Raw genomic sequence first — 16,629 nt, forward strand, 5'->3', positions numbered from 1 at the left:
CCTGCTTTCATTCACTCACTTTTTCAGGCGCCGCAACGCATTGAAAATAGCCGGCACGATGGAGTTTTTCCAATTCTTCCGGTGAAATATTGCGGGCCGCTTGCTTTTCTAATTCTTCAATCGGTTTCTCCTCAATCATATGGATCTTGTCGACGACAGCATCATAGACAGCCGGCGGTTTATTGGCTTTAATCCATTCCAGCATGTGATCGAACCAGGTGCGGCAGGTCCAGGCATCCTTGCCGTGGTTGTGACCGCAGAGGATCTTGATCTGATCCTGCTCCGGAATCTTAGCCAGCAACCAGTTCCAACGTTCACGGGCAATCAAATAATGATAAAAGGCATCGACCTCACGCAAATGTTGCTCTTGAAGCTCCAACGTATAGCGTGACCAAAATAAACTGAGAGTCATAATGACTACCTCCAAGCAATATAGTAAAACTTAGATTACCTTACGATAGATATTCTACACCATCTTGTCAAATTCCTTCTCGGCAAAAGAAAAAGAAGGCCCTCCCACCGGGCTGTCAGGTCCCATAAATACGCCGGATGGCAAGATAATTCAGAGCCTACCCAGAGTATACCATAGCTGTCAATAAATTCCACTATATCCCTTCCCTTTCACGGACCATATTTTTCTATTATATATTACAAGGCCTTTACCGAACACATTACCTTGCATCCTGTCTTTTACCTTCGCCATTCACAACGGGATGACACAAACATGTCACCAACAAGATATATCGGCTAAAAAAACACAAAAAAGTCCAATATTATATTGACACCAGCCCGTTATATAAGATAAGATATATCATGTTTATAGGTAGTTTTTAAAATCTATGGATACCTATTTGTTGTTATTTGCTATTTATTTGCAATCCGTATTGTTTTTATCAATTATAATCAAAGGTCATTACTAACAGCTTGTCAGATTTCATTTTTCATAAAGTTATCCGTGGTTTATTTTTAATAATTTTAAATATAAATATAATTATCGATATTAAAAACATCGTAAAATTAAATATTTTTATTTATAAAACCTAATTTTCAAAAAAATACGATGATTATTTTTTGAAATTAAAAAATCTTTATCCGTCTCTTTTTTCTGCTAAAGTCTCAGAACACTCATCTAAAAAAGGCATACTTACGCCTAAAAAATATCTTGAACTGTGTTTTAAACGTGATATAATAAACTCGAAAGATTACAAATTGTTGTACTTATTTTGTATCAAAAAACCTTCATATCCACGAAGAGCCCTTGGATTTTTTATAAAATTTCATATGTCTATAATGCAATAATATGGATTCAAAACGACTCATAATGGCATGTATGAAGGTTTTTATGATAGCATAAATTTGATTATTTCCATCAAAATTATACTAAGAAAAGAGGACTTGATTATGAACACTCAGAAAGAGAAACACCTTCTTGCAAAAGTCGCAGCCGTCACGCTGCTCAGCTTCGCGACGGTCGGCGGAACCTACTCCGTCCAGGCTGCCGGCTTGACCGGATCTTATGTTGGTATTAGTGCTGGACCTAAAGATACCGATGTAATCGATAAGGGGGCTGTAACTCCGACTAAAGATAACACATGGGCTATGAAAATTATTGATTATCGTCAAACATTTAATACTTCATATATGGGTGGTTCTGATATGTTTAGAACACCAAAGAATAATAACGAAAATGGTGAAGGGGTAGACGGTACATCCGGTGGCGTAGTTGACGATAATAAAAACGTTGGTAAGATGTCAATAGGTTTTGGGGCCTATGCAGGACGAAATTATACTACCGCTATCGGCACGTATAGTAGTGCGATTATGGGATCTACCGCTTTGGGCGCAGGTACTTATGCCGGTACCAACAGTGCTGCAGTAGGGCGAAATACATATGCAAATAGTTCGGCAGTAGCAATGGGGGTATTCAGTAGAGCTGACAATGGTGTTGCCATCGGCCAAGGCGCTACGGCAGGTCTTTTCTATAAATATCTGCAGAATGATGGCAATCAAAACTATGGTAGTATTAACTATAGTATGGCTATCGGTAACAATGCAAAGGCTGTCGGTGGTATCGCTATTGGTGCTAATGCTTCAACCAATGGCTTATATGGTGTAGCCTTAGGTCAAAGTGCGTCTGTTGCTTACAGTGGTACGGCATTAGGTACCAATGCCAAGGTTTATGTTTCTCAGGGTGTCGCCTTAGGGCCTAACTCCGTATCCAACTGAGCTTCTAATACGATTGGCTACGTTCCCTTTGCCGATGATGGCGGCAGTTACGTACCAAAGGATATATCCGGATTGGCAACGGCCATTGGAGCCAGTGATAGTTTGAAGGCTTTTAACTCTAAATATACTAGTCAAATTACTGAATATAATAAATTAAACCAGGCTCTTTATGATGCACAGGCTAAAGCTGCTGAACAAGAAAATATTATGGTAAACACCAAAGGTAGTGCAAATGAAGATGAACAAAATCAGTATACCGCAGCCAAAGCTCTTAAAGAACAGTACACTGCTGAAGCTGTTGCGGCAACTAATGCATTAAACGAATGGGTTGCTCAAAATCAAGATTTTGCCACTGATTTAGGAAATCAGAAAACTGAACTTGGTACTTATAAATCTACTGGGGGCGCGGTTAGTGTTGGTTCCACGACATATGATGGTAATGGTCGAGTAAAATACGTTTTATCTCGTCAAATCACCAACGTCGCTGCCGGTACGGAAGATACGGATGCTGTTAACGTCGCGCAGCTCAAACGTGTGGCTAACGCAACGATTTCCGACATCACCGTCGGTGCCGATAAGGCCAGCACGGCTGAAGGCTTGACCATTACCAGTGACGCCGATCAGAGCCGCATCGATATCGTCGGCGCCAACGACAATATCACGACTTCCGTCGATGCCGATAAGCGATTGATCCAGGTCGGCTTAAGCAACGACTTAGATTTGTCGTCTGATGGAAGCATTACCTTCGGTGATAAAGGCACAACCTTGAACAATTCGGGCTTGACCATTGCAGCTCCGACTGATGGTTCTACTTCCGCTATTACGATTACGGCCGGCAAAGTCGATATGGGCGGCAATGTAGTTAAAAATATCGGTGACGGCAGTGTCGCTGAAGATTCCAAAGATGCCATTAACGGCGGACAGATTTTTAACATCCAAAAAGAACTCAATACTGCTATTGAAAACGCTGGCAAAGCTGCTAAGACAGAAGTTAAATCCACAAATGGAACTGTTAAAGTTACACCGTCTACAGATACAACGGACAACCATCAGGTTTATGACTTATCCGTCGATACGGCTGGTACAAGCGTAGCTTATACGGCAAACAGTGGAGATTCCAAGGCGGTAACCTTAGCAGATGGCTTCAACTTCACCAATGGTACCAATACAACTGCCGCCGTCGATGAAAAAGGCGTCGTCAAATTCAACTTAAACGATGACATTACGCTTAACAGCATTACTACGAACAGTATCTCTGTTGGCGGCAAGGTAACCATCAACCAGGGCGGCATCGATATGGGCGGTACTAAGATTACCAACGTTGCCGGTGGCTCTATTACCCAGGGCTCGACCGATGTTGTTACCGGTGACCAGTTATATAACGTTCAACAGCAAATCACCAACATCACCGGTCCTGACGGCAGCTTATCTCAAAAAGCCGATACTGATTTAGGAAATATTACTGACAAAGGTAAAACTGTCATTACCGATATTGCTAAAGATGCTGCCAAAGGTGCCGTTACCGTTAAAAGCGGCGACAACTTCATCAAAGTCGGCTTAAACGAAGAACAGCAAAAATCCGGCGTTAACCAGTATGATGTCTCCTTAGATAAAGACGCCCTTCGTGATTCCTTGGGTACCGGTAAAAATGAAGCCGGCGACAAGAACCTCATTACCGGCGACACCTTGAATCAGGCCATCAATTCTGTCGTATCCGGTCAGGCCAGCGACGATCATATTAAAGACGTAGCTCAAAAATCCGTTAAAGTCGTCGACGGCGTCAATACGACCGTTACTGAAGGTAAAGACGGCGATGCTAAGACCTATGCCGTTAACGTCTCCAATGACGCTATTAAAAACGCTGTCAAACCGGAACTCGACCAGAAAGCCAATGTCGACGGATCCAATTTGACGACGGAAAACATCAACAACTGGAAGAGCACCTTAGGTGTCACCAATCTGGACAGCAGCGTAAATCAGGTAACCTCCCGCGTCGATACCTTGGAAAGCGACGTATCGGGCTTGAAAGATGACGTTACCAACTTGAACGGCCGCGTCAGCAGCTTGAACGACCGCGTCGATAAAGTCGGTGCCGGTGCAGCCGCTTTGGCAGGTCTCCATCCGTTGGAATTCAACCCGGAAGATAAATTCTCGGCATCTGCCGCTCTCGGCAACTACAAAGGCGACAACGCCGTAGCTCTCGGCGCCTTCTATCGCCCCAATGCTGATACGATGTTCAGCTTCGGCACGACGATCAGCGATGAAAAGATGTTCAACGTCGGCGTTTCCTTCAAATTCGGCAACAAAGGCGACCGCATCTATCGCCAGGGTACGTCCGTCGATGTCAGCGCTTTGACGTCGGAAGTCAATACCCTTCGCCAGGAAAACCAGGCTTTGGCCAGCCAGGTCAACAGCCAGAAGGCTGAACTTGAACAGCAGCGCGCTCTCATTCAGCAGCTGATGAACAAAGTCGGCATGTAAGTCCTCTCCTCCTATGGCAACAAAAAAGCGAGACCGTCACGGTCTCGCTTTTTTTTATGTCTATATATGAAATTATTTGCGGAACAAGCCCATGGCCTTGCAGGCCTTTTCATAGGTAAGGCTGGCTTTGGCGTGAGCCTTGGCTGCCCCCTTGTCAAGGATGTCGTCCAGTTCCGGTTCACTGACCAACTGGCGATAGCGCTGCTGAATCGGTTCCAACGTCGAAATGATGGCTTCGGCAACGTCCTTCTTAAAGGCGCCGTAGCCTTTACCGACGTAAGCCGCTTCGACCTGTTCATGGGTCTGGTCGGTCAGGGCCGAGAGGATTTCGATGAGGTTTGAAATGCCCGGCTTCTGATCTTTGTCATAATGGACGGAGTTTTCACTGTCCGTCTGGGCCCGCTTGATTTTCTTTTCAATGGCCTTCGGTTCGTCGAGAAGATAAATCGTTGCCGTTTCGTTATCGTCGGACTTACTCATCTTCTTGGTCGGTTCCTGGAGGCTCATGACCCGCGTGCCGTCCTGGCCGAGGTAGATGTCAGGAATGGTAAAGATGTCTTCGCCGTAGAGGCGGTTGAAGCGCTGAGCCAAGTTGCGCGTGATTTCCAAATGCTGCTTCTGGTCGTCGCCGACGGGCACGAAATTCGTCTGATACAAGAGAATGTCGGCAGCCATGAGGGGCGGATAGGTTAAGAGACCGGCCGGAATGGAATCGCCCTGTTTCGACGCCTTATCCTTGTACTGAGTCATCCGTTCCAATTCGCCGACGTAGGACGAGGTAATCATCATCCAGCCTAAGAGGGCGTGTTCGGGAACTTCGGACTGGACGAAGAGTGTCGACTTATCCGGATCGAGGCCGGAAGCTAAATAGATAGCTGCTAGTTCCCGCGTCCGCTGATGCAAAAGCTTCGGGTCCTGGGGAACGGTGATGGCATGCTGATTGACGACGCAGTAATAACATTCGTTGCCGTCCTGGATTTTAGAAAAGTTGCGCAGTGCGCCTAAATAGTTGCCTAAGGTAAGATTGCCGCTGGGCTGAATACCGGAAAAAATAACTGCCATAATGGTACCTCCTGATTCATAAAAAAAACCTTCCATCCCCTATACATAGGGACGAAAGGAAAGTCAGCTCCGCGGTACCACCCTGGTTGGCCATATGGCCCGGCTCTAATGCACCTGTTGATGCATCTTTTCAAGGTAACGGTGAAAATTCCGGCGGAACCTACTGTCTTCGTTCAGTCCGCATCTCCCGGGCCCATTCCCGATCACGGCCTCTTACCGGACTTCCACTGCCACCGGCTCGCTGTCAAGGGGTATCATGACGGTACTTGCTCCCGCTCATCGACGTTATATATCCTATTTGATGCATCTATCTTATATCGAAGGTCCTTCCTTGTCAAGTTTTTTCTTGACTTAGAGTTGACTCCATAGTCTATAATAACTACAATAATGAAAATAACTCTAATTACAACATATTGGATAGGAGGAATTCTATGAAATGGAACCATAAAAAAATAATCATCCCCATCGTCGCCGTCCTGGCCATTGCAGCCGCAGCAGCCTACTTTTGGCTGCCGGGAACGAAGGCCGTCGCCAAACAGGGCATTCGAGCCACGAAAGCAGCAGCGGCCCACTACTTGCCGACCGAATCGGTAGATGCTTCGAATATCCGCCAGGTCATTACGGCTGACAGCACGACGTCACGGACCTTTATGTGGCAGTCGGACTACGCCGAAGACGATCCCGTCGTGGAATTCCGCAAGACCGGCGACGACGATACGATTATGGCCCTTCCCGCTTCCAGCGACGCCTTCAGCGATGACGGCGTGACGACATATATCCACTCGGCAACGGTTACCGACCTTACGCCGGGTACAGCCTATGAATACCGCGTCGGCTACGGCGACAAGCGCAGCGCTTGGACGCCTTTCCATACGGCTGAGGGCAGCAGTTTCAAGGCCCTCATCTTCCCCGATTCCCAGTCCAGCGACTACAGCGGCTGGGCCTCCCTAGCGCAAGCAGCTTGGCAGAATAATCAGGATGCTCAGTTCTTCGTCAACATGGGCGACCTCGTCGATAACGGCCAGTCCCATTACCAGTGGAATGCCTGGTTCGACGCCGTCGGCCCGATGATTTCCCGCATCCCCGTCGTCCCCATTATGGGCAACCACGAAACGTACAATACGGACTGGAAGATGCGCATGCCCGAGGCCTATACGCACCTCTTTTCCCTGCCCCATATCGACATGGATAAATACCAGAACCAATTCTATTCCTTCGATTACGGCGACATCCACTTCGTCGTCCTAAACACTCAGGCACAGGAACTGGCCGACTTCGAGCCAACCTTAAATGACGATGAAGTGGCCTGGTTCAAAGAAGATATGGCCAAGACGACGAAGAAATGGAAGGTCGTCTTGATGCACAAAGATCCCCTGCAGTACGGCTTTGCCAACCGCCCGGAACCGCGTGAAGAAGGCTTCTCAGCAGAAGGACGGCTGTGGATGCCCTTATTTGACCAGTACGGCGTCGATGCCGTCTTGTCGGCCCATCTCCACACCTACCGCGACCGAGGCCATATCAAGAACTTCCAGCGAGATGAAAGCGGCCCCTTATACATCATCACCGGCGTCGCCGGCAACGTCCGCTATCCCAGCCTCTGGAAGCAGCACAGCCTCGATGAATACGTCGCGCCTCAGCCGGAAACAGACAACTACATGACCTTAGAAGCGACGGCAGACAAACTGACCTTCCGCAGTTTTCTCCCCGACGGTCAACTGTTAGAGGAACGAAGCATTTCTTCACACAACTAAAAAAAGTGTGATATAATAGACTCAATCCGGACGTTCCTTCAAAACCATCCGGGTTGTATTTAACGAAGAAGGAGGAATATACTATGGCACAGATTACCAAAGATACGGGTATTATTGAAGCCGTTCAGAAACACCCGCAGATCATCGAAATCTTCCAGCAGTACGGCCTTGGCTGCGTCGGCTGCATGGCTGCTCACTTTGAAACCATCGGTCAGGGTGCCGGTGCTCACGGCATCGACGTCGATGCCCTCATCGCCGATATCAACGACTGCATCGCTGAAAGCGGTAAATAAGATAAAAAGCTGTCGCACCTTTGGTGCGGCAGTTTTTTTATACCTATTAGATTTCCCTTTCCCCATGAATCCCCGATTCCCGAAAACCTCTATGCTCTCCTTTCGGATAGTACCTTACTTTTAAGTGCATACTTCCCCTTTTCTTCGACTTATGGTATCATAATTCTATCCTAAGAAAAGAAATATTTAGTTATGTGTATATAAAGGAGTCATTGCCATGAAAGAAAAAATTAACGTTTTTGAAAAAGCACCGGAAATCCTCGAAAATCTGCGTAAGGGTGTTCTCTTGACGACGAAGGCCGGCGACCGGGTCAATACCATGACCATCGGTTGGGGTACCCTCGGCATTGAATGGGCCAAACCTATTTTCACGGTCTATGTCCGCCAGCACCGCTTCACTCACGAACAGCTTTCTAAGAATCCGGAATTTACGGTCAACGTCCCCGTCGAAGCCTTCAATCGCTCCATATTAGGAAAAGCCGGTACCCTCAGCGGCCATGACGGCGACAAGATTGAAAAATTAGGCCTGACCTTGGAAGATCCTGAGGTCATCTCCGTCCCGGGCATTAAGGAACTGCCCCTTACCTTAGAATGCCGTGTACTCTTCCAAAAAGAACAGAAACTCTCCGACTTACCGAAAGATATTAACGACGAATTCTATCCCCAGAACGTCGACGGAACCTTCCACATGGCCAACCGCGACAGCCACACGGCATACTACGCCGAAATCGTCGCTGCTTACATCATTAAATAATAATTCCACGACAAAGCCCTCAAGGACCGGACTAAAATCCGATTCTTGAGGGCCTTTTTAATAGCCGGGATGGCTTTTCTATGATCGTTTTGCAAAATCAGCATGCTGCCGTAAACAGGATGTCTGTCGACGAGTTGAGAGCCGTTTCCGTCGAGTCCTGAAGGACGCCGATGATGAAGCCGACGCCGACGACCTGCATGGCAATGTCATTGGAGATGCCGAAGAGGCTGCAGGCCATGGGAATGAGGAGCAGCGAACCGCCGGCAACGCCGGAAGCACCGCAGGCACCGATAGCCGACAAAACACTGAGCAGGAGAGCCGTCGGAAAATCTACGGCAATGCCCAAAGTGTGGACGGCTGCCAAGGTCATAATCGAAATGGTAATGGCTGCACCGGACATGTTGATCGTCGCCCCGAGGGGAACGGTAACCGTATACGTGTCAGGGTCGATGCCGAGTTCTTTGGCCAAGGCCATGTTGACCGGGATATTCGCCGCCGAACTGCGTGTAAAGAAGGCTGTGACGCCGCTGGTCGAGATACACTTCCAAACGAGCGGATAGGGATTTCTGCGAAGCTTGGCATAGACGATGATCGGATTGACGACGAAGGCAAAGATGAGCATCGTCCCGACCAGGAGGGCCAGGAGCTGAGCGTAGCCGATGATGGCTTCAATGCCGTTGGAAGAAATGGAATCGGCGACGAGGCCCATGATGCCGAGGGGAGCCAGGCGGATGACCCACTGGACACAGGTCGTGACCGCATTAGCACAGTCGTCGAGGACGGCTTTCGTCGATTCGGAAACGCGGCGGGTGGCGATGCCGAAGAGGACAGCCCAGCCGAGGATACCGATGTAGTTGCCGGTCATCAAAGCGTGGACGGGATTATCAACGATATTCTTAAGGAGCGTCGTCAGGACTTCGGCAATGCCTTCAGGAGCTTTGTTCGTCGCAGCCGATACGTCGAGCTGCAGCGTCAGCGGGAATACGTAACTGATCATGACGGCGAAAAAAGCAGCTAAAAAGGTACCGATGAGATATAAGATGATGACGTCTTTAATTTTCGATTCATGATTTTCTTGTTTCCGGCTAAGGGCCGAAGCGACTAATACGAAGACCAAGACCGGAGCAATACCTTTCAAGGCGCCGACGAAAATGACGCCCAACAGGGCCAACTCATGAGCAGCTGCGGGAAAACTCATGGCTACCGCAATGCCGATGATCAGGCCGACGATGATCTGCTTGATCAAGCTGATGCGATTTAGGGCACTCCATAAACTATGCATACCAAAAACCTCCCATAGAACATATCGTTCCAAAAATACAAATGTACATTATAACAGAACACTTCATTTATTATAAAATAAAATTCATAAAATTTCAACAAAAAAAACGGATAGCCTATGCTGTCATTGACAGGCATAAACTATCCATTTCGGGACAACCATGGGCTTCCTTACGGATAAGGAAATTTCAAGGTTGAAAATTTATTCGCTTAATACGTGGGCGCAGCGAGCGCAGAGCGTCGGATGAGCGGCATCGGAACCGACGGTGTCGGTGTGCATCCAGCAGCGTTCGCATTTTTCGGCACTCGACGGTACGACGACGACCTTCATGTCGCTGTGGTCTTCACCGGCTGCGGCATCGGCCGGAGCTTCTCCTTTGACGAGTTTCGCTTCGCTGACGATGAGCAAGGCAGCCAGCTGATCCTGCCAGGAGCTGAGGAAATCGTAGTCTTCCCCATCGGCATAGATGGTAACGGCAGCATCGAGGGCGTGACCGATCTTGTGTTCCTGACGAGCTCCTTCGAGGATACGGGTCAGGTCGCGGCGATAGGACAGGAAGTGGTCCCAACGAGCATCGAGGTCGGCATTCAGATATTCTTTATGAACTTCCGGCCAATCCGTAAGGAGGACACTTTCTTCTTTGCCGTCGACGGCAGGCATATTCTGCCATACTTCTTCCGCCGTGAAGGACAGGACCGGAGCGACGATCTTGACCAGCGTATCCAAGATGATGTACATCGCCGTCTGGGCGCTGCGGCGGACGGGAGCATCCGTCTTTTCCGTATACAGGCGGTCTTTGATGACGTCGAGGTACATGGCACTCAAATCGACGGTGCAGAAATTATGGATGGCATGGTACATGACGTGGAACTGATAGTTTTCATAGGCGTCGGTAACTTCTTCGAAGACCTGTTCCATGCGCAGCAGAGCCCATTTATCGAGTTCCGTCATATCCTGGTAGGCGACGGCATCTTTCGACGGGTCGAAGTCGGCCAAGTTGCCCAAGAGATAGCGGAAGGTGTTGCGGATCTTGCGGTAGACGTCGGAGAGCTGCTTCAGGATCTTCGGCGACAAGCGGATATCGCCCTGGTAGTCAGCCGACGATACCCACAGGCGGAGGACATCAGCACCGTATTTTTCGATGACTTCCTGCGGTGCTACGGTGTTGCCGACGGATTTACTCATCTTGCGGCCTTCGCCGTCGACGGTAAAGCCGTGGGTCAGAACCGATTTATACGGAGCATAGCCGTTGACGGCAACGGACGTGAGGAGCGAGCTGTTGAACCAGCCGCGATGCTGGTCCGAGCCTTCAAGGTACATTTCGCAGGGATAATCGAGGTCCGGATCGTGCTTAAGGACGCCCTGATGGGTGCTGCCGCTGTCGAACCAAACGTCCATGATGTCGCTTTCCTTGCGGAAATGGGTGCCGCCGCAGTGGGGGCATTTATAGCCTTCAGGCATCAATTCCTTGACGTCATACATCCACCAGGCGTCGGAACCGTCTTTAGCAAACATATCCTGGAGGTGAGAAATCGTTTCATCGTTGATGATGTGTTCCCCGCAGTCTTCGCAGTAGAAGATCGGAATGGGGACGCCCCAGACACGCTGACGGGAGATGCACCAGTCGCCGCGGTCGTGGATCATATTGTAGATGCGGTCATGGCCCCAAGACGGGATCCATTTGACCGTATCGATGGCATCGAGGGCCTTTTGACGGAAGCCGTCGACGGAAGCAAACCACTGTTCCGTTGCCCGATAGATGATCGGGTTCTTGCAGCGCCAGCAGTGCGGATACTGATGGCGGAAGGTGCTTTTTGCAAAGAGGGTGCCCTGTTCAGCCAATTTCTTGATGACCGGTACGTTGGCATCGAAGACGAACTGGCCTTCAAAGCCGGGAACCTTATCGGTATAGCGGCCGGAACCGTCGACAGTGCCCAAAGGTTTGAGCCCCCAGGCTTCATACTTCATGCAGACATCAAAGTCATCCTGGCCGTGGTCAGGAGCCGTGTGGACGAGGCCCGTGCCGGCTTCGAGCGTAACGTGATCGCCGAGGATGACCGGGACCTTGCGGTCGTAGAAGGGATGCATGAAGACCATGCCTTCGAGCTGTTTGCCCGTCATGACGTCGGGCAGAACTTCATAGTCCGTAACCTTACCGGCCTCCATGGTAACGGCAACTCGTTCTTTAGCCATCAGGAGATATTCATCGCCGACGCGGACCCAGACGTATTCCAGGTTTTCGTTGGCACTGATTGCCAGGTTGCAGGGAATGGTCCAAGGCGTCGTCGTCCAAATGAGGGCAAATACCTTTTCCGGATCGGCATCTTTCGGCATATGGCCGCTGACGTCGACGGATTTGAACTTGACGTAGATGGAGAACGATTTATCGTCGTTGTATTCGATTTCAGCTTCAGCCAGAGCCGTTTCGCAGTGCGGGCACCAGTAAACGGTCTTCAGACCTTTGTAGATATAGCCTTTTTTAGCCATTTCGCCAAAGACGCCGATCTGAGCGACTTCGACGTGTTTGCGAAGGGTCAGGTAGGGATCTTCCCAATTGCCGAGAACGCCCAGGCGGATGAAGTCTTTCTTCTGTTCTTCGACGCGGGCTAAGGCGTAATCGCGGCATTTAGCACGCAAGTCAAGGGGCGTCATTTCGTGGCGATTGAGGCCTGTATCCTTGATGACGGCGTGTTCAATCGGAAGGCCGTGGGTATCCCAGCCGGGAACATACTTGGTATAGCAGCCCTGCTGGGTCTTATATTTAAGGATAATGTCTTTTAATACTTTGTTTAAAGCATGGCCGATATGAATCTTGCCATTGGCATAGGGAGGGCCGTCGTGCAGAATGAACTTAGGCGCTCCGTCCCGTTTCTGCAAGCGTTTTTTATAAATGTCATGATCCTGCCAAAATTTCAAAAAGTCCGGTTCCCGTTTCGGCAAATTGCCGCGCATGGGGAATTCCGTCTGGGGCAGATGTAAAGTCTTACCGTAATCCATGATGCTTCCTCCTCTTATCTGTGTGAAAAAAAATAACGTCTCCGTCCCAAAAAGGGACGAAGACGTAATCACCGTGGTACCACCCTATTGACTGCTCACGCAGCCACTTTGACGCAATATAACGATGCGACCCGGCAGCTGGTTCGCAGCTGCAGCTCCCAAGTGATCCGCCGATATACAGCCTCTGCCGGGCTCTCACCGTCCCCGGTTCGCTAAAAAGGCTGGGCCATATCGACCGTCTTGTTCATAGCTTTTACGCTTAATTATTTAATACAATTATCATTGTATATAAGCGTATTGTAAGGTCTCTCCCCCTATTTGTCAAGAGGATTTATTTCCAATACTGTACCGTGCTTTCGTCGATACCGATAGCAGCGGCTTTAAAGACCGGAATTTGCCCTGCTTCACGCTGCTGCTGATAATCCTTCATGGCATTGACGGCGACTTTACTGAGGATAAAGCAGGCGGGGATGTTGATGAAGCACATGATGGCCATCAGGATGTCGGCAATGGCCCAGACGGCAGCCATTGACATGCCGGCGCCGATGAAGACGACGGCGATGCAGACGATGCGGAAGCTATAGACGAAGCTCTGAGACGGAGCCCCTTTATGGATGAAGCGGATACAGTTATCGACGTAGTATAAGTTGCCGATGAGCGTCGAGAAACCGAAGAGGAGCATGCAAAGCGTAATGAGGAGCGGTCCGAATCCGCCGAAGACGGCCGAAGCGGCACTCTGGACATAAGCGGCACCGGCGACTTCTTTGGTAATGGGGACGCCTGAGAAGAGTCCCATGAAAGCCGTAGCACTGCAGACTAAGAGGGTATCGATGAAGACCGACAGCATCTGAACCAAGCCCTGTTTAACGGGATGGCTGACGTCAGCGGCAGCGGCAGCGTTCGGAGCCGAACCGATACCGGCTTCGTTCGAGTACAGACCGCGTTTAATACCGTAGATCAGGCAGGAACCGGAAACGCCGCCTAAGATGGATTCAAAATCAAAGGCATCAGCAAAGATCATGGAGAATACCTGCGGCAGGCTGGAAATATGAGCGACGACGACGACCAAGGCTGCCAGAATGTAGATGGCGCCCATGACCGGTACCATGATCGACGTAACCTTGATGATGCGCTGACCGCCGCCGATAAGGCAGTAAGCGACGAGGGCTGCAAAAACGGCACCGAGGATCCACGGCGTCATCGTCGGATCATAGAAATCGTAAACGAGGAAGGTCGACTGCATATTAAATGAACAGAGGAGGTTGAAGCCGCCGGCATAGGTAAGAATCAAGGATAAGGCAAAGAGGACGCCCAAGCCCCGATTATGCATGGCCGTTTCAATGTAGTAAGCCGGGCCGCCGTAACTGTTTCCCAAGGCGTTGCGGCGTTTGTAAACCTGAGCCAGGGTACTTTCGATAAAGGCCGTGGCGCCGCCGATGATGGCGATGATCCACATCCAAAATACGGCCCCCGGACCGCCGAGGCAGATTGCCGTCGATACGCCGATGATGTTGCCCGTACCGACGCGGGATGCCGTCGAAACCATGAGGGCCTGGAAAGACGATACGTTTCCGTCTTTTGTCGGCTTTTCCATGACGACGCGGATACTTTCAGCGAACATACGAAGCTGGATGAGCCGTGTTTTCCACGAGAAAACGAGGCCGGCTGCAACGAGGATGACCATTAAAATCGGATAATAAAGGACATCGTCAAGGTAATTCAGGACGTCCATGACCATAAAACCACTCCTAACCATAATAAAAAAATGATAAATAAATGTAACAATTCCTATAAAAAATCATAAGATATAAATAGACTCTTTGTCAATGGTTTTTGACAAATTAGCACAGGATAATTTTTATAATCATTCATTATGTAGTATAATGGCCTTAGAAAGGCAGGCGTTTTTATGATATCCATTGAGCAGGTCATCCAAAAGGCCGTCGCCTATGACAAAGGCGACGCCCGGCGTATCCACCATTTCCTGAAAGTCTATGCCTATGCCGATACGATCGGTCGGTTAGAAGGTCTCTCAGCGAATCGGCTGGCCATCCTCCAAACGGCAGCTGTCCTCCACGACATCGGCATTCACAAGGCCGAAGAAAAATACGGGTCGTCATCTGGCCATTTCCAAGAAATTGAAGGACCGGCACCGGCACGGGCCATCCTCGAAGAATTGGGAGTCGCCGAAGATTTCATCGAGCGGGTCACCTTCCTCATCGCCCATCACCATACCTACAGCGGTGTCGACGGGGTGGATTACCAAATCCTCTTGGAAGCCGATTTCTTGGTCAATGCTTATGAAGATCAACTGAAGCCGGAAGCCGTTCGGACCTTTAAAGAAAAAGTGTTCCGCACCAAAACGGGACTCGAATTATTGAAATATACTTATGGCGTATAATGAAGGGAGTTTTTTCTATGACAGCAATCGAAACATTCGTCGACATGGTCAAACATTCGGACAATATCGTCTTCTTCGGCGGCGCCGGCGTCTCGACAGAAAGCGGGATTCCCGATTTCCGCAGCACCGACGGCCTCTATAACCAGCACTACAAATACCCGCCGGAAACGATACTCAGCCACACCTTCTTCCGGGAACAACCGGAAGAATTTTACCGCTTCTACCGCGACAAGATGCTGGCCCTCGACGCCAAACCCAACATGGCCCACCTCAAGCTGGCCGAACTGGAAAAAGCCGGAAAATTAAAGGCTATCGTCACCCAGAATATCGACGGCCTCCATCAAAAGGCCGGCAGCAAAAACGTCCTCGAACTCCACGGCAGCGTCCACCGCAACTTCTGCACCCACTGCCATAAATTCTTCGATGCCCAGTATATGAAGGATTCTACGGGCATCCCCAAATGCGATGCCTGCGGCGGCACCATAAAGCCTGACGTCGTCCTCTACGAAGAAGGCCTCGACAACGACGTCATCGAACAGTCCCTGCACTATATCAGCCAGGCTGACATGCTGATCATCGGCGGCACGAGCCTCGTCGTCTACCCCGCCGCCGGCTTAGTCCGCTACTACCGCGGCAAAAAATTGGTACTCATCAACAAGTCGACGACCGACATGGACAGCGCCGCCGACCTCGTCCTCCACGACGCCATCGGCGACGTCTTCAGCCATATCGTCCTATAAAAGCCCTTCGTTCGTGAAAGGAACTCCGATGAAAATCACCATTCTCATGAGCAGTCCCAGAAAAAACGGCAACACCAAACAGTGCCTCGATCCCTTCTGTGACGAATTGAAAAAACTGGGCCATGAATACCAACTCTTCTAGCTCTATGACTATCAGATAGATCCGTGCTACGCCTGTCGCGGCTGTCAACAGGACTGGCAGCACTTCGCCTGCGTCCGCCGCGATGACCTCGCGCCCATTGCAGACGCCGTCCTCGAGAGAGACCTCATCGTCCTGGCCACGCCCATCTACTCCTGGTACTGTCCGGGACCGCTGAAGAATGTCCTCGACCGCTTCGTCTACGGCTTCAACAAATATTACGGCGATGAGGTAGGACCCTCCCTCTGGGCCGGTAAAAAAGTGGCCCTCATGGTGACCTGCGGCTATAAGCCCATCCACGGGGCCGACCTCTTTGAAGAAGGCATCAAGCGCTACTGCAAACACTCGAAGCTCGAGTACCTCTCCATGTTTGCCGAACGCCACTTAGGCTATAAGACGGTCTTTATGGACGACAAAAAGGCCGAACACGCACGACAGTTCGCCCGAGAAATCACGACAAATTCTGAACCATAACCTTATACAAAAAAAGCTTCCACGAAGGA

12 protein-coding genes, 1 pseudogene and 1 other annotated feature are annotated in these 16,629 nt (G+C 49.8%); of the genes and pseudogenes, 8 read left to right on the forward strand and 5 right to left on the reverse strand.

Annotated features, from left to right (window positions below):
* Positions 1-7 precede the first annotated feature (7 nt).
* Positions 8-412, reverse strand: coding sequence for a hypothetical protein (locus TX77_RS10205; RefSeq protein WP_044504985.1), 405 nt, complete (start codon positions 410-412; stop codon positions 8-10).
* A 989-nt stretch (positions 413-1,401) separates the two neighbouring features.
* Between TX77_RS10205 and TX77_RS10210 the strand changes: the two genes are divergently transcribed.
* On the forward strand, positions 1,402-2,226 hold the full coding sequence (locus tag TX77_RS10210) for a hypothetical protein (protein WP_044504986.1): 825 nt from the start codon (positions 1,402-1,404) through the stop codon (positions 2,224-2,226).
* 72 nt (positions 2,227-2,298) lie between these two features.
* Positions 2,299-4,707, forward strand: coding sequence for a YadA-like family protein (locus TX77_RS13020; RefSeq protein WP_049917354.1), 2,409 nt, complete (start codon positions 2,299-2,301; stop codon positions 4,705-4,707).
* A gap of 72 nt (positions 4,708-4,779) precedes the next feature.
* Here TX77_RS13020 and trpS read toward each other — a convergent pair whose 3' ends face one another.
* Entirely contained in the window at positions 4,780-5,769 is a 990-nt protein-coding gene (trpS, locus tag TX77_RS10220) for a tryptophan--tRNA ligase (protein ID WP_044504987.1), read from the reverse strand.
* A 44-nt stretch (positions 5,770-5,813) separates the two neighbouring features.
* Positions 5,814-6,058 (reverse strand) — a binding site (T-box leader).
* A 142-nt stretch (positions 6,059-6,200) separates the two neighbouring features.
* Between trpS and TX77_RS10225 the strand changes: the two genes are divergently transcribed.
* The 3 genes from TX77_RS10225 (at position 6,201) to TX77_RS10235 (ending at position 8,567) form a co-directional block, all read left to right on the forward strand.
* The gene (locus tag TX77_RS10225; RefSeq protein WP_044504988.1) at positions 6,201-7,520 is read left to right on the forward strand and encodes a purple acid phosphatase family protein; all 1,320 of its coding nucleotides are present in this window, start codon (positions 6,201-6,203) and stop codon (positions 7,518-7,520) included.
* Between the two features lie 83 nt (positions 7,521-7,603).
* Positions 7,604-7,813: a DUF1858 domain-containing protein gene (locus TX77_RS10230; RefSeq protein ID WP_044504989.1), complete on the forward strand. Its 210-nt coding sequence runs from the start codon at positions 7,604-7,606 to the stop codon at positions 7,811-7,813.
* A 217-nt stretch (positions 7,814-8,030) separates the two neighbouring features.
* Positions 8,031-8,567, forward strand: a complete 537-nt coding sequence (locus tag TX77_RS10235) for a flavin reductase family protein (protein WP_044504990.1) — start codon at positions 8,031-8,033, stop codon at positions 8,565-8,567.
* A 78-nt stretch (positions 8,568-8,645) separates the two neighbouring features.
* Here the strand turns inward: TX77_RS10235 and sstT are convergent.
* The 3 genes and pseudogenes from sstT to TX77_RS10250 form a co-directional block, all read right to left on the reverse strand.
* Positions 8,646-9,849, reverse strand: a pseudogene (gene sstT / locus TX77_RS10240) (serine/threonine transporter SstT).
* A 201-nt stretch (positions 9,850-10,050) separates the two neighbouring features.
* Positions 10,051-12,846 carry an isoleucine--tRNA ligase gene (gene ileS, locus TX77_RS10245; RefSeq protein ID WP_044504992.1) on the reverse strand — a complete coding sequence of 932 codons (2,796 nt, stop codon included), beginning with the start codon at positions 12,844-12,846 and terminating at the stop codon, positions 10,051-10,053.
* A gap of 331 nt (positions 12,847-13,177) precedes the next feature.
* Positions 13,178-14,584: an alanine/glycine:cation symporter family protein gene (locus TX77_RS10250; protein ID WP_044504993.1), complete on the reverse strand. Its 1,407-nt coding sequence runs from the start codon at positions 14,582-14,584 to the stop codon at positions 13,178-13,180.
* Positions 14,585-14,755: 171 nt separating this feature from the next.
* Between TX77_RS10250 and TX77_RS10255 the strand changes: the two genes are divergently transcribed.
* From TX77_RS10255 to TX77_RS10265, 3 genes are all read left to right on the forward strand, one after another.
* Positions 14,756-15,247: an HD domain-containing protein gene (locus tag TX77_RS10255; RefSeq protein WP_044504994.1), complete on the forward strand. Its 492-nt coding sequence runs from the start codon at positions 14,756-14,758 to the stop codon at positions 15,245-15,247.
* 17 nt (positions 15,248-15,264) lie between these two features.
* A complete protein-coding gene (locus TX77_RS10260; RefSeq protein WP_044504995.1) occupies positions 15,265-15,987 on the forward strand; it encodes an NAD-dependent protein deacylase in 723 nt (240 codons plus the stop codon).
* Between the two features lie 157 nt (positions 15,988-16,144).
* Entirely contained in the window at positions 16,145-16,600 is a 456-nt protein-coding gene (locus tag TX77_RS10265; RefSeq protein ID WP_230198113.1) for a flavodoxin family protein, read from the forward strand.
* The last annotated feature ends 29 nt before the right edge of the window (positions 16,601-16,629 follow it).

Origin of the sequence: Megasphaera massiliensis (assembly GCF_000455225.1) — a bacterium.
In the GTDB taxonomy this organism is placed as follows: domain Bacteria; phylum Bacillota; class Negativicutes; order Veillonellales; family Megasphaeraceae; genus Megasphaera; species Megasphaera massiliensis.